The 23,193-nt window shown below is 69.2% G+C and carries 21 protein-coding genes and 1 riboswitch; of the genes, 16 read left to right on the top strand and 5 right to left on the bottom strand.

Features of this window, described 5'->3' with window-relative positions:
- Positions 1–133: 133 nt before the first annotated feature.
- The 7 genes from B842_RS09000 to B842_RS08970 all read left to right on the top strand — a co-directional run bounded on the left by B842_RS09000 (position 134) and on the right by B842_RS08970 (position 8,346).
- The gene (locus tag B842_RS09000; protein ID WP_040086251.1) at positions 134–1,372 is read left to right on the top strand and encodes an IS256 family transposase; all 1,239 of its coding nucleotides are present in this window, start codon (positions 134–136) and stop codon (positions 1,370–1,372) included.
- Between the two features lie 913 nt (positions 1,373–2,285).
- Positions 2,286–2,455, top strand: a riboswitch (cyclic di-AMP (ydaO/yuaA leader).
- A 9-nt stretch (positions 2,456–2,464) separates the two neighbouring features.
- The gene (locus tag B842_RS08995; protein WP_040086250.1) at positions 2,465–3,112 is read left to right on the top strand and encodes a C40 family peptidase; all 648 of its coding nucleotides are present in this window, start codon (positions 2,465–2,467) and stop codon (positions 3,110–3,112) included.
- Positions 3,113–3,267: 155 nt separating this feature from the next.
- Positions 3,268–4,281, top strand: a complete 1,014-nt coding sequence (locus B842_RS08990) for a C40 family peptidase (RefSeq protein ID WP_245631324.1) — start codon at positions 3,268–3,270, stop codon at positions 4,279–4,281.
- 3 nt (positions 4,282–4,284) lie between these two features.
- Positions 4,285–5,400: a glycosyltransferase family 4 protein gene (locus B842_RS08985; protein ID WP_040086248.1), complete on the top strand. Its 1,116-nt coding sequence runs from the start codon at positions 4,285–4,287 to the stop codon at positions 5,398–5,400.
- Positions 5,400–6,317: an ROK family protein gene (locus B842_RS08980; protein ID WP_040086247.1), complete on the top strand. Its 918-nt coding sequence runs from the start codon at positions 5,400–5,402 to the stop codon at positions 6,315–6,317. Before B842_RS08985 ends, B842_RS08980 begins: the two co-directional genes overlap by 1 nt.
- A 12-nt stretch (positions 6,318–6,329) precedes the next feature.
- Positions 6,330–7,070, top strand: a complete 741-nt coding sequence (locus B842_RS08975) for a lysophospholipid acyltransferase family protein (RefSeq protein ID WP_040086246.1) — start codon at positions 6,330–6,332, stop codon at positions 7,068–7,070.
- Between the two features lie 142 nt (positions 7,071–7,212).
- A complete protein-coding gene (locus B842_RS08970; RefSeq protein WP_052437845.1) occupies positions 7,213–8,346 on the top strand; it encodes an acyltransferase family protein in 1,134 nt (377 codons plus the stop codon).
- Here B842_RS08970 and B842_RS08965 read toward each other — a convergent pair.
- Positions 8,259–9,458, bottom strand: a complete 1,200-nt coding sequence (locus B842_RS08965) for a glycosyltransferase 87 family protein (protein WP_156119485.1) — start codon at positions 9,456–9,458, stop codon at positions 8,259–8,261. The two genes, B842_RS08970 and B842_RS08965, sit on opposite strands and share 88 nt — an antisense overlap.
- 65 nt (positions 9,459–9,523) lie before the next feature.
- Between B842_RS08965 and B842_RS08960 the strand changes: the two genes are divergently transcribed.
- Together B842_RS08960 and B842_RS08955 are read left to right on the top strand one after the other, a co-directional pair.
- Complete coding sequence (locus tag B842_RS08960; RefSeq protein WP_040086242.1) at positions 9,524–10,036, top strand: polyadenylate-specific 3'-exoribonuclease AS; 513 nt, start codon at positions 9,524–9,526, stop codon at positions 10,034–10,036.
- 57 nt (positions 10,037–10,093) lie between these two features.
- Complete coding sequence (locus B842_RS08955; RefSeq protein WP_040087511.1) at positions 10,094–11,482, top strand: class II 3-deoxy-7-phosphoheptulonate synthase; 1,389 nt, start codon at positions 10,094–10,096, stop codon at positions 11,480–11,482.
- A gap of 63 nt (positions 11,483–11,545) precedes the next feature.
- Here B842_RS08955 and pknB read toward each other — a convergent pair whose 3' ends face one another.
- Positions 11,546–13,696 carry a Stk1 family PASTA domain-containing Ser/Thr kinase gene (gene pknB / locus B842_RS08950; RefSeq protein WP_040086241.1) on the bottom strand — a complete coding sequence of 717 codons (2,151 nt, stop codon included), beginning with the start codon at positions 13,694–13,696 and terminating at the stop codon, positions 11,546–11,548.
- A gap of 107 nt (positions 13,697–13,803) precedes the next feature.
- Between pknB and B842_RS08945 the strand changes: the two genes are divergently transcribed.
- The gene (locus B842_RS08945; protein ID WP_052438002.1) at positions 13,804–14,127 is read left to right on the top strand and encodes an Rv2175c family DNA-binding protein; all 324 of its coding nucleotides are present in this window, start codon (positions 13,804–13,806) and stop codon (positions 14,125–14,127) included.
- Here B842_RS08945 and B842_RS08940 read toward each other — a convergent pair.
- The 3 genes from B842_RS08940 to B842_RS08930 are packed head-to-tail and all read right to left on the bottom strand — an operon-like array spanning position 14,030 to position 17,294.
- Complete coding sequence (locus B842_RS08940; RefSeq protein WP_040086239.1) at positions 14,030–15,547, bottom strand: alpha-(1->6)-mannopyranosyltransferase A; 1,518 nt, start codon at positions 15,545–15,547, stop codon at positions 14,030–14,032. The two genes, B842_RS08945 and B842_RS08940, sit on opposite strands and share 98 nt — an antisense overlap.
- Positions 15,547–16,650 carry a polyprenyl synthetase family protein gene (locus B842_RS08935; protein ID WP_040086238.1) on the bottom strand — a complete coding sequence of 368 codons (1,104 nt, stop codon included), beginning with the start codon at positions 16,648–16,650 and terminating at the stop codon, positions 15,547–15,549. The genes B842_RS08940 and B842_RS08935 overlap by 1 nt, the downstream gene beginning before the upstream one ends.
- 56 nt (positions 16,651–16,706) lie before the next feature.
- Positions 16,707–17,294, bottom strand: coding sequence for a GNAT family N-acetyltransferase (locus B842_RS08930; protein ID WP_082028504.1), 588 nt, complete (start codon positions 17,292–17,294; stop codon positions 16,707–16,709).
- A 187-nt stretch (positions 17,295–17,481) separates the two neighbouring features.
- Here B842_RS08930 and B842_RS08925 point away from each other — a divergent pair, with 187 nt between their 5' ends.
- From B842_RS08925 to B842_RS08900, 6 genes are all read left to right on the top strand, one after another.
- Positions 17,482–17,913, top strand: coding sequence for an SAV_6107 family HEPN domain-containing protein (locus B842_RS08925; RefSeq protein ID WP_040086236.1), 432 nt, complete (start codon positions 17,482–17,484; stop codon positions 17,911–17,913).
- A 99-nt stretch (positions 17,914–18,012) separates the two neighbouring features.
- A complete protein-coding gene (locus tag B842_RS08920) occupies positions 18,013–18,411 on the top strand; it encodes a DUF3040 domain-containing protein (RefSeq protein WP_040086234.1) in 399 nt (132 codons plus the stop codon).
- 360 nt (positions 18,412–18,771) lie between these two features.
- The gene (gene mraZ, locus B842_RS08915) at positions 18,772–19,206 is read left to right on the top strand and encodes a division/cell wall cluster transcriptional repressor MraZ (protein ID WP_040086232.1); all 435 of its coding nucleotides are present in this window, start codon (positions 18,772–18,774) and stop codon (positions 19,204–19,206) included.
- A gap of 164 nt (positions 19,207–19,370) precedes the next feature.
- Positions 19,371–20,381: a 16S rRNA (cytosine(1402)-N(4))-methyltransferase RsmH gene (rsmH, locus tag B842_RS08910; RefSeq protein WP_373277280.1), complete on the top strand. Its 1,011-nt coding sequence runs from the start codon at positions 19,371–19,373 to the stop codon at positions 20,379–20,381.
- Complete coding sequence (ftsL, locus tag B842_RS08905; RefSeq protein WP_052437842.1) at positions 20,378–21,133, top strand: cell division protein FtsL; 756 nt, start codon at positions 20,378–20,380, stop codon at positions 21,131–21,133. Before rsmH ends, ftsL begins: the two co-directional genes overlap by 4 nt.
- A 184-nt stretch (positions 21,134–21,317) precedes the next feature.
- The gene (locus B842_RS08900; RefSeq protein ID WP_082028503.1) at positions 21,318–23,177 is read left to right on the top strand and encodes a peptidoglycan D,D-transpeptidase FtsI family protein; all 1,860 of its coding nucleotides are present in this window, start codon (positions 21,318–21,320) and stop codon (positions 23,175–23,177) included.
- Positions 23,178–23,193: the final 16 nt, after the last annotated feature.

Below are 23,193 nucleotides of genomic sequence, written 5' to 3'. Positions count from 1 at the left end.
AGGGTTGGGATGGTTGCGTCCGTTAGCGTGGTGTATCTGTGACTGCCGGTGACAACCCTCATGAATGCATGAGGCGGCCACCGCAGTACCTTTCGAATCAACTCCTACATCTCCTCGAAAGGGACAACCCACGATGGCCGCTGGCCCCCATCATATCGACCCGACCACCTACCTCGACGACCTACTGTCTCAAGCGTCCCCGGACCTGATGAGACAGATGCTGCAGAATTTCATCAACCAGATCCTGTCCACCCAGGCCGACCAGATCTGCGGCGCCGATTACGCCACCACATCCGAGTCCCGCACCAACGTCCGCAACGGCTACCGCCACCGAGACCTCGACACCAGAGTCGGCACCATCGACGTCGCCGTGCCGAAACTACGCACCGGTTCCTTCTTCCCGGACTGGCTGCTGGAACGACGCACCCGGGCCGAACGGGCCCTGACCACCGTGATCGCCACCTGCTACCTCAAAGGCGTGTCGACCCGCAGGATGAACGACCTGGTCGCCAGCTTGGGGATCAACAATCTCTCGAAATCACAGGTCTCAGAGATGGCCAAAGATCTTGATCAGATGGTGGAGGATTTCCGGACCCGCCCGTTGGATTCTGGCCCGTATCTGTATGTTTCCTGCGACGCGTTGACCATGAAGGTCCGTGAAGGCGGGCGGGTGGTCAAGACCTCCGTCCTGCTGGCCACCGGCGTCAATGCCGAAGGCTATCGGGAACTACTCGGTATGCAGGTCGCCACCTCGGAGTCGGTGGCCTCCTGGACCGGTTTCTTCCGCGATCTCAAGGCCCGGGGCCTGGACCAGGTGTACCTGGTCACCAGCGACGCGCACCTGGGGATCCAGCACGCCATCGGCGAGGTGCTGCCCAACGCCTCCTGGCAGCGGTGCCGCACGCACTTCGCTAAGAACCTCTCCGGGCTGGTGCCCAAGACGCAGTGGCCGACGTTGTCGGCGATGTTTCAGACGATCTTCCAGCAACCCGATGCCCAGGCTGTGTGGGATCAGGCACGGGAGGTGGTGGGCTTCTGTGAGCAGAAGTTCCCGCATGTCGCGGACTACCTCGAGGAGTCCCTCGACGAGCTGCTGGCTTTCACCCACGCCCCGAGGGCGGTGTGGACGAAGGTGTGGTCGAACAACCCGACCGAAAGGCTCAACCGGGAGATCCGCCGGCGCACCGACGTCGTCGGGATCTTCCCCAACCGCGAGGCCGTGGTCCGCCTCGTGGGTGCCGTGTTGGCGGAGCAGCACGATGATTGGATCCAGCAGAAGCGCTACATGTCGCTGACGAGCCTGGAGCAGACGAAGGCGATGATGGCCGCGGCTGTGATCGATGCCGGCGAAGCCACTCAGGAGGTCGCATGAGCAAGTCACGGCCCCAGGCTCGTGCCGGTCCCTGACACCGTCACGCTGCTTGTTTTATCGAAAGGCAGAAACACCACTCCCGCGGACTTGACCGGTTGGGATGGCCGAGCGGGCAAGCACTTCCGGTGCCTAGCGGCGACCAAAGAATGCCGCGAGGGGCTCTCGTTGCTGTCGACGGGAGTCCCTCGCGGCATGTCCGGGTTGCTGTCTGCTGCTTCTCGACGCCCCACGCGCCGTTCTGGAGGCGTTTCTCTGAGGGTTTCGGTATCAGGTGACTTGGGTGACGGCGGAGCAGGCAGGTGCCTCCGGCACCTCGCGGCATATCCCGGTTGCTGTCTCCTGCTTCTCGACGCCCCACGCGCCGTTCTGGAGGCGTTCCTCTGAGGGGTTGGGTATCAGGGTGGCGCGGGTGATGGCCGAGCCGGTAGGTGCCTCCGGCCCCTAGCGGCAACCAAAGAATGCCGCGAGGGGCTCCCGGCGACAGTGACGGGAGCCCCTCACGGCATATCCCAGTTGCTGTCTCCTCCTTCTCGACGCCCCGAGGGGAGAAGTACCCCTGGGAGTATCCGGTCGGGACCGGGGAGATAACGCCCCGGTTTCCGCTGGAACGTCGAAAAGTGCGCTAAATCACAGTGGAATCGTGGGGTGGCGAAGATCGCCTTTCCCGAGGTGTGGTCGGGCCATGTCGACGGAACCTTCCAAGGCTGGATACCGCAAGGTCAGGGGGTCATATGGGCGGTCGTCGATAGTTGATTTGTCCCCGAACGCGTTCCGGCCGGGGAGGGCGCCCCTGTTCGATAACAGTGCGATAACGGCGACACGCCAGAGGCGAGCGTTGGACAAGCTTCGTTGTCGTTTCGTAACCTGATCGAGACATTGCGGGGCTTCGCAAGGAAGCCGCCGAATGACTGAACTGAAAAGAATGCCTAATCCCCGTCAGGGGAGCCGGGGAACCATACAGCGTTTTCTGGGGTTCATCCTCCGCAAGAGCGCCGCACACCAGAGTGTGGGGCGTGGAGTGGGGGAGGGAAGCTTCCGCTCCCAACCCGTCAGCTAACCCGGTAGGCACAAGGAAGATCTGGAGAAACATTCGTGGCTCAGCACCGTCGCCTCACCAAGACCGCTACCCGTCGTCTCGCGACCGCCTCCGCGGTCGTCATGGGCGCCACCATCCTCGCACCGGTCGCCGACGCCGTTGAGGTCGTCATCCCGAACACCGACATCCGTGTCGACGTCCCGGCACTGGCCAACGTCCAGGGTCTGGAGAGCGTCCCGAACGTCGAGCAGTTCGTCCCCTCCCTGCAGCAGGCCACCAACTCCTACGTGGCAGCCGTGAACAACGCCCCGGCTCCGGCCCCGGCTCCGGCCCCGGCACAGGCAGCTCCGGCCGCCTCCTCCACCGGCCAGGCCATCGCCAACGCCGTGCGTTCCAAGATCGGTGCCCCCTACGCCTGGGGTGCCACCGGCCCGTCCGCCTTCGACTGCTCCGGCCTGACCACCTGGGCCTACCAGCAGGTCGGCAAGTCGATCCCGCGCACCTCCCAGGCGCAGGCAGCCCAGGGCCAGCGTGTCCCGCTGGACCAGCTGCAGCCGGGCGACATCATCGCCTACTACGGTGGTGCCACCCACGTCGGCATCTACGTCGGCAACGGCATGATCGTCGACGCCCTGAACTCCGGCACCCCGGTCGGTGAGCGTCCGCTGCACTTCCAGCCGATCCACTCCGCGGTCCGTTTCTAAGCGCCCCGCACCCCCTTCCGAGACCCGCCCCCGAGGCGGGTCTTCGCGTTTCCGGGCAAAGAGGAAAGAGCAGGTGGGGAGGCTGTACCGGGGGAGGGGCCGCGGTCTATAGTGGTGTCTGGACAACACCGGCCTCCGTTACTGAAAGAGTGACCTTGCGCTTCCCCCGCACCCTGCGAACCACCGGCGCCACCACCCTCGGCGCTGTCCTGCTGACCTCCGGATTCGCCGTTCCCACGGCACTTGCCGACGAGGACCTGGACACCCTCATCGCCTCCCTGGAGGACGTCTCCCAGGAGGCGACCGCCCGCAACGAGGAGGTCAAGCAGCTCGAGGATGACCTCACCCGGGGCGAGGAACGGCTCGGGACCCTGCGGGAGCAGGCGGAGGCGGCGCGGGAGCGGGCCACCGCGGCCCGCGACGCGCAGCACGCTTACCAGCGTGACGTCAATGAACTCGCCGGCGCGAAGTACCGCAGCCTGCAGATCGACCCGGTCACCAACGCCATCTCCGCGGAGAACCCGCAGAACGCCATCGACCGCGCGTCCTACCTCGGGGCGCTGACCAGGCACACGGAGCGGACCGTCGAGAAGCTCGCGGAGGCGACCGCCGCCGCCGGCCGGGAGCACACCGACGCCTCCCGCATGGTGGCGGAGGCCAACTTCAAGCAGTCCCAGCTGGAGAAGCAGCACCGGGTCCTCGCCGAGCAGCAGGAGGAGCTGCAGATCCGCATCCGGGAGATCGAGGAGAAGGTCGCCTCCCTCGACGAGTCGGCCCGCCTGGCCTGGGAGAACAAGAACAACCCGCTGGCCCCCATCCTCACCGGCGACGCCAGTGGCGTAGTCGGCGCCGCCCTGAGCAAGCTCGGCTCGCCCTACGGCTGGGGCGCGACCGGCCCGAACCAGTTCGACTGCTCCGGTCTCATGGTGTGGGCGTACCAGCAGCAGGGCAAGTCGATCCCGCGCACCTCGCAGGCCCAGCTCGCCGGCGGTCGGCCGGTGTCGCGCGCGGAGCTGCAGCCCGGCGACATCGTCGGCTACTACCCGGGTGTCACGCACGTCGGCATGTACATCGGCAACGGCCAGCTCGTGCACGCCTCCGACTACGGCATCCCGGTGCAGGTCGTGTCCGTCGACTCGATGCCGTGGGCCGGCGCCGTCCGCTACTGACCCATGTCCCGGACGCTGCTGGTCACCAACGACTTCCCGCCCACCGTCGGCGGCATCCAGTCGTACCTGCGTGACTTCCTGGGCACCCTCGACCCGGAGCAGGTGGTGGTGTTCGCCTCGACGCAGGACCGGACCGCCGCGGCCGCCCACGACGCGGGGCTGCCGTACCGCGTCATCCGCTGGCCGCGTCACGTCATGCTGCCCACGCCGACGACCGCGGAGGCCATGAGCCAGATCATCCGTGAACTGGACATCGACACCGTGTGGTTCGGCGCCGCCGCCCCGTTGGCACTCATGGGGGCCGCGGCCCGCCGGGCGGGGGCCACGCGCATCATCGCGAGCACCCACGGCCACGAGGTCGGCTGGTCCATGCTGCCCGGCGCCCGCCGCGTCCTGCGGCGCATCGGGGACACCGCCGACGTGGTCACCTACATCTCCGACTACACCCTGCGTCGCGTCCGCCGCGCCTTCGGCCCGCACCCGGAGTTCCGCCACCTGCCCTCGGGCGTCGACGTCGACTGGTTCCGCCCCGCCACCCCGGAGGAGAGGGCCGACACCCGGGAGCGTCACGGCACCGGCCCGCTCGTGGTGTGCGTCTCCCGTCTGGTCCCGCGCAAGGGACAGGACATGCTCATCGGGGTCTGGCCGCAGGTCCTCGAGCGGCATCCGACGGCCCGGCTCCTCATCGTCGGCTCGGGGTCGCACGAGGCTGTGCTGCGCAGGATGGCCGCCCCCCTCGGCGACGCCGTCGCATTCACCGGCCCGCTGTCCACTCCTGACCTCCGCTCGCTGCTGGCCTCCGCGGACGTCTTCGCCATGCCGGCCCGCACCCGCGGCGGGGGACTCGACGTCGAGGGCCTCGGCATCGTCTACCTCGAGGCGCAGGCCTGCGGCGTGCCCGTCATCGCCGGCGACTCCGGCGGGGCACCCGAGACCGTCACCCCCGAGACCGGCATCGTCGTCGACGGCCGCAGCGGGGAGGAGCTCACCGCCGCCCTCCTGCAGCTTCTCGACGACCCTCCGCACGCCGCCGCCCTCGGGGAGGCGGGGCGTCGGCACGTCACGGACAGCTGGACCTGGGACATCATGGGTGCCCGGCTGCGGGATATACTCCGTTGATGAAGCTCAGTGAGGCGGATGCCCGCCCGACGGTGGGGTTCGACATCGGTGGGACGCAGTGCCGGGCGACGGTGGTGTCGGCGGCGGGGGAGATCCTCACGACGCTGAGTGTGCCCACCCCGGACACCGAGGCGGCGCTGGAGGACGCGGTGGTGGGGCTCGTCGAGAAGCTCCGTGCAGAGCACGACCCGGCGGCCGTTGGACTGGCGGTCGCCGGATTCCTCGACGCGGAGCGCGAGACCGTCCGCTTCGCCCCGCACCTGCCGTGGCGCGACGTACCCGTGCGTGCACGCCTGCAGGACCGGCTGGGGTTGCCGGTCGTCCTCGAGCACGACGCCAACTCCGCCGCCTGGGGCGAGTACCGCTTCGGCTCCGCCCGCGGCGCCGGGACCTGGGTGTTCTTCGCGGTGGGCACCGGCATCGGCGCGGCACTCATGATCGACGGGCAGCTGTTCCGCGGCGCCTACGGCACCGCCCCCGAGTTCGGGCACCTCACCGTCGTGCCCGGGGGACGGCTCTGCGCCTGCGGCCGTCGGGGCTGTCTGGAGCGCTACGCCTCCGGCACCGCGCTCGCCGACACCGCCGTCGAGCACGGCCTGCCGCCCGGGATGAGCGGACCGGCGCTGATGGCCGCGGCCCGTGCAGGAGACGCCCGGGCGGAGGCGGTCATCGCGGACTTCGCCGCGTGGCTCGGGCAGGGCCTGGCCACGGTGGTGGACGTGCTCGACCCGGAACTCATCGTCCTCGGCGGGGGAGTGGCGGTCGACGCCGACCTCTTCCTCGCGGACGCGCAGGCCGCGCTGGCCGCGAACATCGTCGGCGCGGGACACCGGCCACTCCCGGTCGTGGGAACCACGGAACTCGGCCCCGCCGCGGGTATGATTGGCGTGGCAGATTTAGCGCGTACGCATTCTTAAGGGGAGACACCGATGCAAAAGCAGTGGTACTGGCTGTACAAGAACGTTCTCATCGGTCCTTTCCTCCGCGTGTGGAACCGCCCGACCATGGAGGGACGGGAGAACATCCCGGCCACCGGGGCGGCGATCGTCGCCTCCACCCACCAGTCGGTCATGGACTCCTTCTACTTCCCGGCCCTCAGCCCCCGCCGTGTCACCTTCCCGGCGAAGCAGGAGTACTTCACCAACACCGGCGTCATCGGCGCGATCCAGCGCTGGTTCTTCACCTCCATCGGCCAGATCCCGGTGGACCGCACCGCCAGCAACGCCGGCGACGCCACCCTCGCCGCCGCCCGCACCGTCCTGGACGTGGGCGGCGTCCTGGGCATCTACCCGGAGGGCACCCGCTCCCCGGACGGCCGCGTCTACAAGGGACGCACGGGCATGGCCCGCATCGCCCTGGCCACGGGCGCCCCGATCGTGCCGCTGGCCATGATCGGCTCCCGGAACGCCAACCCCATCGGCACGTGGATCCCGCGCCCGTTCAAGGTGCGCATGAAGGTCGGCGAGCCTATCGACGGCCGCGCCTACGTCGAGTCCCTGGGCATCGACCCGGACTCCCGCGAGGCCGCCCGCCCGCTGACCGACCACGTGATGGCCATCCTCACGGAGCTGTCCGGTCAGCCCTACGTCGACATGTACGCCTCCGAGGTCAAGGCCTCCCTGGCCGCCGGTCGCGGCTGGCCCAAGGGGACGGAACCGGCACGTTCCTAGGGGTCACCTGACCGGAACCTTGTTCGCCGCTGGGGTGTTCCTCTTATATACTCAGCCGCTGGATCACCGGTGACGTGAAGGGGCGTGGCGAATGACGCTGAACAGTAGGACGGCTGCGGGTCAGGCGACCCCGGCAACGAGGATGCGCTGGCCTGACGTGGCCAAGGGACTCTCCATCATCGGCGTCGTCCTGCTGCATGTCAGCCTCGCAGTCCCCGAGGGGATGAGCACCACGGCGGCGCAGATCAACAGCCTCCTCGACCCGCTGCGTATGCCGCTGTTCTTCATGGTCAGCGGATTCTTCTCGGCGAAGGTGTTCGGCTTCACGTTCCGGGACCTCTTCCTGCGGCGCCTGTGGTTCTTCCTCGTGCCCTACCTCCTGTGGGTGCCCATCGAGCTGTGGTTCAAGTTCCAGGAGTGGCACCGCTTCGACGACAAGCCCATGCCGGGCGTCGACCGCTACCTCGAGCACATCATCGAGGGTCGGAACATGTACTGGTTCCTCTACGCCCTGGTCATCTTCAACGTCATCCTCTGGCTGACCCGGAAGCTCCCCTGGTGGGCGGGTCTCCTCGTCGGTCTGGCCCCGATCCTCATCCTGCCGCTGCACGCGGAACAGCAGATGATCGGCAAGGCCGTCCTCTACCTGCCGGCCTTCCTGCTGGGTGCGCATCTGCGTCGGCACATCCGCGAGTTCGCGGAGACCGCCACCAGCCTGCGGCACCTCACCCGCGGCACCATCCTCTATGCGGCCGGTTTCAGCCTGGCCGCCGTGTGGGCCTGGTGGAACACGGTCGCGGATGTGTCCCTCCCGTGGATGCTGCCCTTCGCGGAGACGGTGGGCTACTCCGATGTGCGCCTGGTGGTGAACTCACTGGTCCAGCTGCTCATGCTGCCCATGGCCGTCATCGTGGCGGTGCTGCTCGGCCGGGTCCCGGTGCTCAACGACGTCCTGGCCTTCCTCGGACGCCACACGCTGGTGATCTACCTGGGCCACCCCATCGCACTGACGGTGCTGTACCACTACAACGTGCGTGGGTGGCAGCTGCCGATCAGCCGGGACGCGGAGTCCGCGCTGCTGAGCACCTCCCTGTGGATGGTCATCGGCCTGCTGATCTCCGCGGTCGGTTCCCTCGCGCTGTACCTCATCACCCGCATCCCCTACCTGCGGTGGACGATCATGCCGCCTCAGCTGGTCGCTGCTTCCCGACGCCCCGTCAACGCCGCCGGTGCCACCGCCGCAGCCCCCACGACCGCCAGCGTCACGACGAGGTAGGAACTGCCGAGCACCTGCGCCCACCAGGGCCAGGCGTGCTCGACACCGTTGTTGGGCAGCAGCCAGTGCGGTGAGGTGAGGACGGCGAGCACCACCGCCGCGGCGAGGACCCGGGGGAGCCTGCCCGCCGTCATGCCCAGCGTGACCGCGATGGGCACGAGCCACACCCAGTGGTGCGACCAGGACACCGGCGAGCAGACCAGCGCCACGGTCGAGGCCAGCAGGACGGTCCACAGGAGGGAGTCGACGCGGACCATCGCCCAGACGACCAGGCCCACGGCCAGCAGGACCAGGATGAGCCAGACCAGGGAGTCGGCGGACTCGCCGGGATCCGCCAGCCGGGCCAGGAATCCGCGGAGCGACTGGTTGGAGGAATACGACTCGCTGCCGATGCGGCCGGTGTCGCGGAGGGTGTCCAGCCAGTACGTCCGGGAGTTCTCCCAGTGCACGGCCGCTGCGGCCAGGGTGAAGCCGACGCCGGCGAGGAACGTCACCGCCGCGTTCCGCCACTCCCGGCGGACGAGGAACACGAGGATGAACACCGCGGGGGTGAGCTTGATGGCGGCGGCCAGCCCGATGAGCACGCCGCGGGGCAGCCAGGGGCGGCGGGTGAGGGTGTCGACGAGCACCAGCGTCATGAGCAGGATGTTGATCTGCCCGAAGCCGATGGTCTCCCGGACCGGTTCGGCGACCAGCGCGAAGGGGAGGATCCAGGTGGCGACCATGCGGTGGTCGGCCAGCCGGGGCGCGGCGTGGCGCAGGACGATGACCAGGCACCACCACAGCAGGAGCGCTGACGCGAGGGTCCAGGTCACCAGGGCCACCGCGTACGGCACCAACGCCGGCGGGACGAAGAGCATCGCCGCCAGCGGGGGATAGGTGAAGGGCAGCGTGATGTCGCCGACCTCGTAGCCGCGGGTGTAGAGGTTGTCGCCGTCGAGAAGCGCGGCGGCGCCGGCACGGTAGACGTCGATGTCGATGGCGTAGCGGATGGAGGGACCGCCGTCGATGAGCCAGGGGAGGACCGCCACCACGGAGGCCACCGCAGCGATCACCGTCCACGTCCGGTTCCGACGGGTCGACAGCACAGGGGCAGGAGAAGTGGTGCTCACGGCTGAAACTATAACCGGCGGCACCCGGCACCCAGGCGTGGGAGGTCACACGTTAGGCTGTTGGCGTGCGCTACTTCTACGACACCGAGTTCATCGAGGACGGCCGGACCATCGAACTGGTCTCCATCGGCATCGTCGCGGAGGACGGGCGCGAGTACTACGCCGTCTCCACTGATTTCGACGCGACCCGCGCCAACGCCTGGGTGCGGGAGAACGTGCTGGACAAGCTGCCCAACCCGGGGGACCCCGTGTGGAAGTCCCTGGAGACCATCCGGGAGGAGGTCCTCGCGTTCCTCACCTCCGCCCGGGACGGCGACCCGGAGCTGTGGGCCTGGGTCGGCGCCTACGACCACGTGGTCCTGGCCCAGCTGTGGGGAGACATGGCCGGTCTGCCGCGGGCCATCCCGCGCTACACCCGGGAGCTCAAGCAGTACTGGGAGTTCGCCGGTCGGCCCTACCTGCCGAAGACCCCGGACGGCTCGCATGACGCGCTCGTGGACGCCCGCCACAACCTGGAGAAGTTCCGGATCTGCGCCGAGGCGCTCCCCCTGACACGGCGCAACCGGGTGCAGAACTGAGGTTCCTCCTGCCCCAAGGGGGTTACTTGACTGGACAGCCGTGCTATGAATATGGGTGTGAGTTGGACTGTTGACATTCCCAAAGAGGTTCTCCCCGACCTGCCGCCGCTTCCCGCCGGCCTGCAGGAGCGGTTCGAGGACGTAATTTCCCGCGAGGCCAAGCAGCAGCCCAGCTGGGACCGGACGCAGGCGGAGACCGTCCGCAAGATCCTCGAGTCGGTGCCGCCGACCGTGGTCGCCCCGGAGGTGACCCGCCTGAAGAAGGAGCTCGCCGACGTCGCACTCGGCAAGGCCTTCCTCATGCAGGGCGGTGACTGCGCCGAGACCTTCGAGTCGAACACCGAGCCCCACATCCGCTCGAACATCAAGACGCTGCTGCAGATGGCGGTCGTCCTGACCTACGGTGCGTCGACCCCGGTGGTCAAGCTGGCCCGCATCGCCGGCCAGTACGCGAAGCCGCGTTCCCAGGACCTGGACGAGAACGGCCTGCCGAACTACCGCGGTGACATCGTCAACGGTGTCGAGCCGACCCCGGAGGCACGTCGCCACGACCCGGCCCGCATGATCCGTGCCTACGCGAACTCCTCCGCGGCGATGAACCTGGTCCGTGCGCTGGTCAGCTCCGGCACCGCCGACCTGAACAAGGTCCACGAGTGGAACCAGGAGTTCGTCGCCCAGTCCCCGGCCGGCGCCCGCTACGAGGCCCTCGCCGCGGAGATCGAGCGCGGCCTGCGTTTCATGGATGCCTGTGGAGTCAGCGACGAGTCGCTGCGCACCTCGGACATCTACTGCTCCCATGAGGCACTGCTCGTTGACTACGAGCGCGCCATGCTGCGCCTGCACGAGGACGAGGACGGCCAGACCCGCCTCTACGACCTGTCCGCACACCAGCTGTGGATCGGCGAGCGCACCCGCGGCATCGAGGACTTCCACGTCAACTTCGCCGCCCTCATCGCCAACCCGATCGGCCTGAAGATCGGCCCGACCATCACCCCGGAGGAGGCCGTCGCGTACGCCGCGAAGCTGGACCCGGACAAGGAGCCGGGCCGCCTGACCCTGGTGGCGCGCATGGGCCACGACAAGGTCCGCACCGCGCTGCCGCCGGTCGTCGAGGCCGTCGAGGCCGCCGGCCACAAGGTCATCTGGCAGTCCGACCCGATGCACGGCAACACCTTCACCGCGTCGAACGGCTACAAGACCCGTCACTTCGACAAGGTCATCGACGAGGTCCAGGGCTTCTTCGAGGTCCACCGTCAGCTGGGCACCCACCCGGGTGGCATCCACATCGAGCTCACCGGTGAGGACGTCACCGAGTGCCTCGGCGGTGCCATGGACATCACCGACGTCGACCTGCCGGGCCGCTACGAGTCCGCCTGCGACCCGCGTCTGAACACGCAGCAGTCCCTCGAGCTGGCCTTCCTGGTCGCGGAGATGCTCCGCAACTAGCCGGACTGAATGCCTGAACGCCGCCCGCCCCACCCCGGGGCAGGCGGCGTTCCTGCGTTCCCACTACAGGGTGAGGCGGACGGTGGAGTCGAGGCGGGCGTCGGTGCCGGCCTCGGGGCGCTGGCGGGTGACCATGCGGTCGTTGTCCCGCTCGCGCGCGGTGGTGTCCAGGCCGACGGCCTCGAGCGTCGCGCGGGCCTGCGCGACGGTCATGCCGACGACGTCCGGCACCATGACCCGGCCGGCGAGGGTGAGCGTCACCTCGGCCTCGTCGGGGGCGACGGTCTCGCCGGCGGCGGGGCTGGTGCGGACGACGGTGTCCGGGGTGGCGCCGACGGCGCTGCGGTCCCGGCGGGTGTCCTCGACGCTGAATCCCGCGGCCTGCAGGGTGGCGGTGGCGTCGGCCTCGGACATGCCCTCGACGTCCGGCACGGTCAGTCCGCTGTTGACCACGAGCGAGACCTCGCTGCCGCGCGTCAGCGTCGTGCCGGGGGCGGGGGAGACGTCGAGGACCTGCCCGGCGGGGGCGTCCTCGTCGAAACGCCTCTCGACGTCCGCCACCGTCAGCCCCAGCTCGGCGAGGCGGGCCTCGGCGGTGGCGAGGTCGGTGCCGATGATCGTGGGCACCTGGATGGGTTCCGGTCCCCGCGAGAGGTGGACCGTGACGGTGGAGCCGATCTTCACGGGCTCCCCGGCGGCCGGGTCGGTCGCGGCGACGAGTCCCTCCCCGACGTCCGCGGACCAGACGGGCTCCCCGGTGGCGACCTTGAGGGTGCGCTCCGCGGCCGTCGCCTGGTAGGCGAGGACGTCCATGCCCTTCGGTTCCGGGACGGTCGGCCGACCCTGGGACACGAGCACCGTGACCTGCTGGCCGCGGACGACCTTCTCCCCGTCGGCGGGGTCGGTGCCGGCGCTGAGGTCGGAGGCGACGTCGTCGTGGTAGACGAGCTCGGTGACCGCGGTGAACCCGGCCTCCTCGATCGTGCTGACGGCGGCGGTGCGGTCCATGCCGAGCACCGGCGGGATCTCGCCGTAGCGACCGGACCCGAACCACCAGCCGCCCACGGCGATGGCGGCGGTGAGCAGGGCGATGACCAGCAGCCATACGACCAGGCCCGTACGCGAGCGGTTGCTCACCGGCTTGGGGGTCGTGGGAGCCGTGGGCGCTGCCGGCGCTGTGGGCACCGCCGGGACCGGCGGCGGAGCCTGGGGCTGCAGGGCGGGGACGGGCTCCTGGACCCGGGTCTCGGTGACGTCGGGGGAGGGGGCGGGGGAGATCTCGGTGACCATCGTCGGCGGGCCGACCAGGTCGGTGATGTCGGTGGGCACGGCCGCGGCGCGGGTGGCGGCGGAGTTCTCCGGGATGGGCACGGTGAACGCCGGGAGGGTCAGCTCCCCGGCGACGTCGTCGAGGGCGGCGAGGAACTCGGCGGCGTCGGCGAAGCGGTCCTGCGGGCGGCGGGCGGTGGCGGTGGCCACGAGGGCGTCGATAAGCGGGGGCACGCCGGAGATGAGGGAGCTCGGGGCGGGGACGTCCTCACTGAGGCGGCGGTAGGCGTGCTCCATCGGGGTGTCCCCGGAGAAGGGCGTGGAACCGGTGAGCAGCTCGAAGAGGACGATGCCGGCGGAGTACACGTCCGAGGCCGGGGTGATGTCGGTGCCGTCGACCTGCTCCGGGGAGAGGTAGGCGGCGGTGCCGACGATCTGCGAGGGCGTGGCACCCGCGGCGGCGGCGCGGACGAGGCCGAAGTCGGCGAGCTTCACGCGGTGGTCGCCGTTGATGAGGATGTTGTCCGGCTTGATGTCCCGGTGCACCAGACCGGCGGTGTGGGCGATGGACAGGCCGGTGAGGACCGCCCGCATCACCGCGGCGGCGGCGTGCGGGGGCATGGGGCCGCGCTCGGCGAGCAGCTCCCGCAGGGTGCCGCCGGTGATGAGCTCCATGATGAGGAAGAGGTGGTCCCCGTCGGACCCGAAGTCGTAGACGTTGACCAGGTTGGGGTGGGTGAGCTGCGCCATCGCCCGGGCCTCGCGGCGGAAACGCTGCCGGAAGACGGGGTCGGCGATGTACTTCTCGTCGAGGACCTTCGCGGCGACGGCGCGCCCCAGGCGGAGGTCGACGCAGCGCCAGACCATGGACATGCCGCCGCGGGCGATCGGGTGATCGATGCGGTACCTGTCGTCGAGGAGGTCTCCCACTGCCAGTTGAGCCATGGGGACAGTATGGTCCACACGCGGGTGCCCACGCCAACGCGGGCGGTAGAGTGGACGACGTGATTCCCAACGACATCCCCCTTGAGACCCTGCTCGCCGACGAGCCCATGCTCACCCTCCCGGAGACCGCCGAGAGGCTGGGTGTGGTGATCACCCGCGTCCATGACCTGCTGGGTGCCAACAAGCTCATCGCGCACGTCATCGACGGGAAGCGGCACATCCCGGAGGCGCTGTTCCACGAGGGCTCACACTCGACGGGCAAGTTCGTGCCCGGCCTGATCACCCTTCTGAAGGACGGCGGCTACACCGACGAGGAGATCCTGCGCTACCTGTTCACCGAGGATGAGACACTGCCGGGTCGGCCGGTGGACGCTCTCCACGGTCAGCTGGCGCGTGAGGTGCTGCGCCGCGCGCAGGCCATGGCCCTGTGAGGTCCCGCCCGAACACCCAGTCCGTGAGGAACCAGGCGATGACGAACACGCCGAGCATCCACCACGTGTTGTAGAGCTGGTGGTTGCCGCTGCCCGTGAACGCCAGGGTGACCACCACCGACGCGCCCACGGCCAGCCGCAGCACCCACTCGGGCGGGCGGACCGCGCCGACGAGTGAGATCACCGAGGCGTAGTACCAGGGCAGCGTCACCGAGTTGAACACGAACGCGACCTGGTAGGCGAGCGCCGTGCCGGCGACGGCGCGGCGCTCGTTCTGCCGGAAGAGCCACCACACGATGACCAGCCCGGCGAGCATGAGCACCATCGAGATGCTGCGCAGGACGCCGAGTGCCGTGTTGTACTCGAAGGAGGTCTGGAACACCTGGATCAGCCAGGTGATCCAGCTGGCCAGCAGTGATGGCAGCGCGAGGGGGTTGATGACCTTCGAGTTGCCGGAGATTTCCGAGAGCCAGCCCCATGAGGACCCGGACAGCCAGGTGACCGCGGCGACGACCGCGAGCGTCTCGACGACGCCCACGGCACCGCTGAGCACGAACGCGGGGACGCGGTGGATGCGCTTCGCGTAGTGGATGGTGGCCAGCCACACGACGAAGGGCAGGGCGATGGCGGCGGTGGCCTTGAGGGACACGGCCACCGCGATGAGCGCCACGCCCAGCAGGAAACGCCGGTGCAGGCTGGCGAGCAGTCCGAGGCTGACCAGACCGACCATGACGGACTCGTTGTGCATGCCGCCGACCATGTGGAGGATCATCACCGGGTTGGCCACGCCGAGCCACAGCGCCAGGGCGGGGTCGCCGCCGAGGGCGCGGGCGATGCGGGGGACCGCCCAGGCGATGGCGGCGAAGCCGAGGACCGAGATGAGCTTGTACACGACCACCCCGGCCGTCACGTTGTCCCCGACGAGGCGGGTGACGCCCTCGCCGATCCACAGGTGGAGCGGCCCGTACGGGGTGGTGGTGTTGCGCCAGTCGTGGGAGACCTCCAGCAGGAACGGCCCCGGGTTGACCGCGGCGCCCTGCGTGTACGGGTCGTAGCCGTCGCGGAGCATGGCGCCCTGCATGAGGTAGGAGTACACGTCGCGGGAGAGCATCGGGGCGGCCGGGAGGAGCGGCAGGACCCAGGCCCACAGCGCGGTGCGGACCCGTTTCTCCGCCCCCTCCGTGCGGTTGAGCACGTGCCGACGCCCGAGGACCGCCCACGCGACCAGCAGCGTCGCCACGCCCGCCCAGAACACGGCGTTGGAGATTCCTGCGCCGTGCCCGTAGGAGAGGAAGTCCAGGTCGAGGGCCTCCAGCACGCCACCGCGGTTGCGGATGGCGCCGCCTCCGAAGGAGCCCAGGAACAGCATGACCGCACCGATGATTCCCAGCGGGAGCGCGCCGGGCAGACGGAGCGTCATCAGTGGCGGCGCGCCGTCGCGCGGTGGGCGAGGTCGGTGAGCGTCGCGGTGACCTCCGGGGAGGTGCCCGCGGCGGCGAGGTGGGCGAGACCGGAGCGGGTGAGCTCGGTGATGCGTTCCTCGATCTCCTCCACGGCGCCGGTGTCCGCGATGATCTGCGCCAGACGGGCGATCTGCGCGGGATCGTCGGTGGCGCCGACGCCGGCGCGCAGTTCGGCGGCGGCGGCGGGGTCGCGGTCGTCGGCACGCTGCAGAGCGGTGGCGAGCAGGACGGTGCGCTTGCCCTCCCGCAGGTCGTCGCCGGCGGGCTTGCCGGTGACCGCCGGGTCGCCGTAGACGCCGAGCTGGTCGTCGCGGAGCTGGAAGGCGATGCCGATGTCGTGGCCGTAGCCGCGGAAGGCGTCGATGGTGGCCTGGTCGGCGCCCGCGATGGCGGCGCCGAGGTGCAGCGGGCGTTCGATGGTGTACGCGGCGGTCTTGAAGCGGTTGACGGAGTCGGCGAGCTCGATGTTCTCGTCGGCGGTCGCCTCCAGGGTGATGTCGAGCAGCTGCCCGCCGATCACCTCGGTGCGCATGCCCCGCCACGGATCGCGGGCGCGCTGCAGCGCGGCGACGGACAGCCCGGAGTCCTGCAGCATGTCCTCGGCCCACACGAGGGCGAGGTCGCCGACGAGGATGGCCACGGACTCGCCGAAGTGCGCGGGGTCACCCGCCCAGGCACGGTCCCGGTGCTGCTTCTCGACGGCCCGGTGGACCGTCAGGTTGCCGCGCCGGGTGTCGGACGAGTCGATGATGTCGTCGTGGATGAGCGCGCAGGCCTGGATGAACTCGAGGGAGGCGGCGGCCCGCAGCATCGCGGCCGGGTCCTCCGCCGCGCGTTCGAGGCCGCCGCCGCCGACGAAACCGGCCCAGGCGTAGAGAGGGCGGATGCGCTTGCCCCCACCGAGCACGAAGGACTCCAGGTGGGCGACCGCCTCGGTGACCGGGCCGCCGATGGCGGCGACCTGTCGGCGACGGTCGTCGATGAAGCGGGTCAGTTCCTCCCGGACGGCGTCCGGGACCTGGTCGAGGGTCAGCGTCGTGAGGGGGCTGGGAGTGCTCAACGCGGATGATCCTTCATGTGGGTGGTGGGCGGACTGCTCCCACGATACCCAGCCGGTCACCCGCGTCGTTCAACGGCGGGCTTCTCCACCATGCCGGGCAGGGGGAGGGGTACCGAGAGGACGGCGAAGGGGCGGGCGTCGCCGTCGAAGCGGAAGTGGCGCAGCTCGTCGCGGAAGCCCATGGATCGGTAGAGGGAGAAGGCGTTGTTGGCCTCGTCGTCGACCTCGGGCGTCGAGAGCATGGCGTTGCCGGCGGGGGCGAGCCAGAGCAGCTGGGAGAGCAGGATCCGGCCGATCCCGCGTCCCTGCTGCGTGGGGGAGACGTGGATCTCCGCCACCTCGAAGTAGTCGCGCAGGAGCAGCACCTGCCGGGTGTCCGGCCCGCCGGCCTCCCGGATGCCGCGCCGCACCTGTCGGTCCCACCACATGTCGGGCATGCCGATGTAGCCGTAAGCCACGCCGAGGACCTCGTCCTGGTCGAGGGCGGCCAGCGCGGTGAATCCCGGCTGGACGATCTCGCGCCTCCAGACGTCGATGCGACCGGCGCGGATGCTCGGGTCGTAGCCCATCGCCTCTATGTAGAGGTCGACGAGCTGGGGGGCCAGCACGGCGAATTCGGGGCCGGACAAGCGGCGGATCTCCATGGTCACACCACCACTGAACCATGAACGGCCGGGTGTGTGGGGAAAAGACCACCGGGAGTGGACGAATCCGCAGGAGAACCATTGACCTGTTCGAAAGGCTGTTCTATAATTGGGGTGTGGTGTCCAGGCCCGTTCCTAGGGTGAGGGCAGGTTGGATCGCAGAGGTTGAGGAAAGGAGACGGTCCCGATGGCACAGATCATCTCGGCAACGACGAGGTTCGCCGGAGCGGGTGCGGGGACGCGACGGGCCGGCTTCATTCTCAAGGCCCAGGTCCTGCTGGCCCAAGCCCACCGCCACCGGGAGGCGGGGGAGTGGGACCTCGCCCTGGAGGTCGCGTATCAGGCCGCACTGCGCACGGCGGGTGCGCGTATCTCGGCGTCGGCCGTGGCCGGCAGGCGGCGCCGGCCCACCGGCGCATGGGACCAGCTCCGGATGGTGGACGCGGAGGGGGAGCGGTGGGCGCTCGTCTTCAGCCAGTACTCGCGCCTGCGCTCCCGGGTGGCCTCCGGACTGGAGCTCGACGTCGACCGGGGGGTCGTGTCCACGGTGATGGACCTCGCCGCGCAGTTCCTGGCGGAGACCGAGGCTGAGGCGGGGTGGGTTCCGGCGGCTGCTTAGGGTGCCGAAAGTGCAGGTTGGCAATTGCGGGAACATTCCCGATAGTCTGGGCGTTAAACGAGTAGATAGATCAAACCCCAGCGATATCCGGGAGGAACAGTGTCGCTTTCAGAGCAGGAGCAGAGGATGCTCCGGGAGATCGAACAGTCTCTCCTCGCCGATGACCCCAAGTTCGGGTCCACTGTGGCGGGCGATCACGTCTTCGGTGGGGACGGTGCCCCGGGGATCACGCTCCGTGGACTCGCCATCGCGGTCGTGGGGCTCGTCATGCTCGTCGGCGGTGTCGCACTCGCCCAGCAGAGCCTGTGGTTCATCGCCCTCAGTGTCGTCGGCTTCCTCGTGATGTTCGGGGCCGGCGTGTGGATGCTCCGTGGTGGAGGTGCCTCCTCCGCGGACCGCATCATCAAGCGTCGCCCGGGCAGGGAGCGCTCCAACGACCCGTCCTCCATGGCGAGCAAGATGGAGGAGAACTTCCGTCGCCGCTTCGAGGAGCGCTGACCCCTCACAGCCAGAGAAAAGCACCGCCGTCCCGCACCCGGGGCGGCGGTTTTTTCATGCCCTCCCACAGGCCCCACTTTGCCCCACCGGGGGTCGGAACGGCGCCCCTCCGGCCGCCGGTGGCCTGTGGCGACGGGGTGTGCCGACATGCGTGACGCGCCCGGCGGGTGGCGCGCCCCACCTTCTTTTCTTCCCTTCACCTGCGGATCTGTAGATATAGGTATCCGACAGGCCGGGAATGAGGGTTGTTGGTGGGGCAAAGTGGGGTATTGTGGGGCGCAGCGGTGGACGTAGTGCACCGCCAGAATTGAATCAGGTCAGACAGATCCGTGGAGTCGAGACGAGGAAGGTGGCCCGGGGATGTTTCTCGGTACCTACACTCCGAAGCTCGACGACAAGGGTCGACTGACACTACCGGCCAAGTTCCGTGAGGAACTGGCCGGAGGGTTGATGGTCACGAAGGGGCAGGATCACAGTCTTGCGGTCTATCCCCGGGAGGAGTTCGCCGCCCGCATCCGTAAGGCTGCAGCGGTGTCTCGCACCAACCCGCAGGCTCGTGCCTTCATCCGCAATCTGGCTGCCAGCGCGGATGAACAGCGACCTGACGGCAACGGGCGCATCACCCTCTCTGCCGGGCACCGTGAGTACGCGGGCCTGACAAAGGAGTGTGTGGTCATCGGATCTGTGGATTTTCTCGAGATCTGGGATGCCGAATCCTGGGCTGCATACCAGCAGGAGACGGAGGCCGCGTTCTCCGCGGCCGACGCGGAAGAGATCCTCGACGGACTGCTCTGACCCACGACGGTCGTCACGGGATGAGCGGGATGCGTGGAGGACTCTGCCCGAGGTGATGCTCTGGTGTACTTCCCCGACATCAGATGGACACATCGGGCAGGGCCCTGTACGCGTCCCGCTGTCCGGACACAGGAATCAGGAAGGGGGGTGCGGTCATGAGTGACATGAGCTTCGACATCAACGACAACCACGGCCACGTCCCGGTTCTCCGGGACCGCATGGCGGATCTGATCGCGCCGGGCGTCGAGAAGCTCGGCTCCCGGGCTGTCATCGTCGACGGCACCCTCGGTGCCGGCGGCCACACCGAGCACTTCCTGCGCACCTTCCCCGAGGCCCACGTCATCGGCGTGGACCGTGACCCCGTCGCGCTTGCCGACGCCCGCGCCCGACTCGCCCCCTTCGGGGACAGGTTCGTGGGCGTGCAGACCCGTTTCGACGGGATCGGCGAGGCCGTCGAGACGGGGGAGGGGCCGATCTTCGACCTGGTCCGGGAGCACGGCGTCGCCGGCGCGCTCTTCGACCTCGGTGTGTCCTCCATGCAGCTCGATCAGGTGGAGCGCGGTTTCGCCTACCGCACCGACGCGCCGCTCGACATGCGCATGGACCCGACGAAGGGGCGGACCGCGGCCGACATCCTCAACACGTACAGCCACGGTGAGCTGGCGCGCATCCTCAAGACCTACGGCGATGAGCGTTTCGCCGGCAAGATCGCCTCGGCTGTGCTGCGGGAGCGGGAGAAGGCTCCCTTCACCACCTCCGCCCGCCTCGTGGAGCTGCTCTACGCCACCATCCCCGCCGCCACCCGGCGCACCGGTGGACACCCCGCCAAGCGCACCTTCCAGGCGCTGCGCGTGGAGGTCAACGCCGAGCTGGAGGCGCTGGAGAACGTCATCCCCGTCATCGCCGGGCTGCTGGCGGTCGGGGGCCGTGCCGTGTTCATGAGCTACCAGTCCCTGGAGGACCGCATCGTCAAGGCGGCCTTCGCCGAGATGACCGCATCGAAGACCCCGCCCGGCCTGCCGATGGACCTGCCGGGCACGGCGCCGCGTTTCGCCACGGTCACCCGTGGCGCGGAGAAGGCGACCGAAGCCGAGATCGAGGAGAACCCGCGTGCGGCCCCGGTGAGGGTCCGCGCCGTCGAGAAGCTCCCTGACCCGTTTGGAGACCGATCGTGAACCCGACCAACAGCACCACCAGCAAGCAGCGTCGCATGGGCGCGAGCCGTGACTACAGTGTCGGGACCGCACTCCTCGACCGGGAGCAGCACACCCGATCCTTCACCCCGCCGGCCCAGACGCCGCTGCCGACGCGCCGCCGCCCGGTGCCCAACCGGCTGGGCTCCCGCCAGGTCGTCTCCGTCCGGGGACGCAGGGTCGCGGAACTCAAGCAGACCTCGCTGCTGGCCAAGCTCATCAGCGTGTCCATCGTCCTGGCGATCGCCGGCGTGGCGGTGGCCATGTGGCTGGCCGGACTGGCGACGCAGCAGACCTTCCAGACGCAGCTCCTGCAGACGCAGGACAAGCAGCTGTCGAACCAGCTCGAGACCCTCAACCGCGACCTGGAGAACGTCCGGTCCTCCGCGGAGATCGCCCGTCGGGCCGGTGAACTCGGCCTGGTCCTGCCCGCGCAGCCCGGGATCCTGGGCGTGCACGAGAACGGCGAGATCGTGGTGCAGCGCCCGGCGGATCCGGCGACGCACCCTATCATTGACGTGAACGGTGCCCCGGTCCGGCCGGGACAGGCGTCCAGTGACCCGGAGGCGACCCACGAGCTCGAGGACAACCTGGAGGCCGTGCCGCAGGGACACCAGCTCCGTTCCCCGTATGATGCGCTCCCGGACCCCGTCGCCCCGGCGCCGGAGCGTGGGGTGCTCCCGTATGCCCCGAATGTGCCGGAGGCGGAACCAGAGAACATGAACGACAACTGACAGGTGAGGACAGCCAGTGACACGACCCGGTACCGGTGGCGTGAGACGTGATGCGGGACGGGGACACTCGTCCCGCCGTTCGTCATCCCGCACCTACTCCGAGGCCCGCGTCACCCGGCCCCGCCGCCCTGTGCCGCCGCCGCAGCAGCGGCCACGCCGTCAGCCGCAGGACCAGAAGACGATGATGGTGACCCGCATGCGGGTGATCCTCAACATCTTCCTCGTCATCGCGCTCGTCCTCGTCGGGCGTCTCGCCTGGGTGCAGGTCGTGTGGGGCCCGGACCTGGCGGCGAAGGCGCAGGAGCAGCGTGCCCGGGTGTACGTCGATCCGGCGCGGCGCGGCGAGATCGTCGACCGGCGCGGCAACCAGCTGGCCTACACCATGCAGGCCCGCAGCCTCACCGTCTCCCCGCGTCTGCTGCGCAGTGAGCTGCGTCAGCAGCAGGACCTGGCGATGCGTATCGACGGCATGTCGCGCGCCGACATCGACTCCCAGATCGACGGCCGCGTCGAGGACGTCCTCGTGCGGATGTCGGAGGAGATCCCCCGCATGATCGAGGACGCCGGAGCCATCACGGGTGAGGTGAAGTCGCAGGAGATCCTGGACAAGCTGCACGCGGAGACGAACTACGAGGTGCTGGTGCGCAACGTCGACCCGGACGTCGCGACGGAGATCGCCTCGACCTTCCACGGCGTGGCCGCCGACCACCAGGACATCCGCCAGTACCCCAACGGGGCGATCGCGGAGAACATCATCGGCAAGGTGTCGATGGACGGCCAGGGCCAGTTCGGCTTCGAGGCCTCCGGCGACGCGATGCTCTCGGGCATCAACGGCCGGTCCACGGAGGACGTCTCCACCGACGGGCAGGTCATCCCGGGCACGCTGCGTGACGTGGTGCCCGCCGTCGACGGCTCCTCCATCGAGCTCACGCTCGACCTGGACCTGCAGACCTACGTGCAGCAGCTCCTCGAACAGGCGAAGGCCAACTCGCAGGCGAAGTCCGCGGAGGCCGTCGTCCTGGACGTGGCCACCGGCAAGGTGCTCGCGATGGCGAACACCGACACCATCGACCCGAACGGCAACATCGAGCGCCAGCTGGAGCAGGGCAAGGACTTCGAGAACCAGCCCATCTCCCACCCCTACGAGCCGGGTTCCGTGGCGAAGGTCATCACCGCTGCCGCGACCCTCGAGGAGGGGCTGACCACGCCGGACGAGGTCCACCAGGTGCCGGGCTCCATCCACATGGCGGGCGTGACCGTCTCGGACGCGTGGGACCACGGACTCGTGCCCTACACCACGACCGGCATCTTCGGTAAGTCCTCGAACGTGGGCACGCTGATGCTCGCGGAGCGCCTCGGGGAGGACCGTTTCGCCGACTACCTCGACCGTTTCGGCGTCGGCCGCCCCACCGGGGTGGAGCTGCCGAACGAGTCCGCCGGTCTGCTGCCGCCGCGTGAGCAGTGGTCGGGCGGCACCTTCGCCAACCTGCCCATCGGGCAGGGCATGTCCTTCACCACCCTGCAGATGGCGAGCATCTACCAGGCGCTCGCCAACCACGGGGAGCGCATCGAGCCGCGCATCATCGAGTCGGTCACCGGTCCGGACGGCAAGGTCACCTCGACCACGGAGCCGCGGCGGACGCAGGTGGTCAGTCCGCAGACGGCGGAGACGGTGGTCCAGATGTTCCGTTCCGTGATGCAGAACGACCCGGGTGGTCTGCAGTCGGGTACCGGCGCGAACGGCGCGGTCCCCGGGTACCAGACCGCCGGCAAGACGGGTACGGCCCAGAAGGTCGACCCGCGGACGGGCGCGTACTCGAACTCGGACTACTGGATCACCTTCGCCGGCATCGCCCCGGCGGATGACCCGCGCTTCGTCGTCGCCGTCATGGTCGACGAGCCCCGCGCCGGCGTCGAGGCGGGAGGCGGCGGTGGCCAGTCCTCGGCGCCGTTGTTCCGTGACATCGCGTCCTGGCTGCTCAACCGGGACAACATCCCGGCGTCACCGCCCATGGAGGACATGCTGATCCTCCACGCCCACTAACCCAGCCCACCACGGA

The organism is Corynebacterium humireducens NBRC 106098 = DSM 45392 (assembly GCF_000819445.1).
GTDB lineage: Bacteria > Actinomycetota > Actinomycetes > Mycobacteriales > Mycobacteriaceae > Corynebacterium > Corynebacterium humireducens.
Note: the sequence above shows the minus strand (reverse complement) of the source record. Positions and strands in the feature narration are given on the sequence as shown.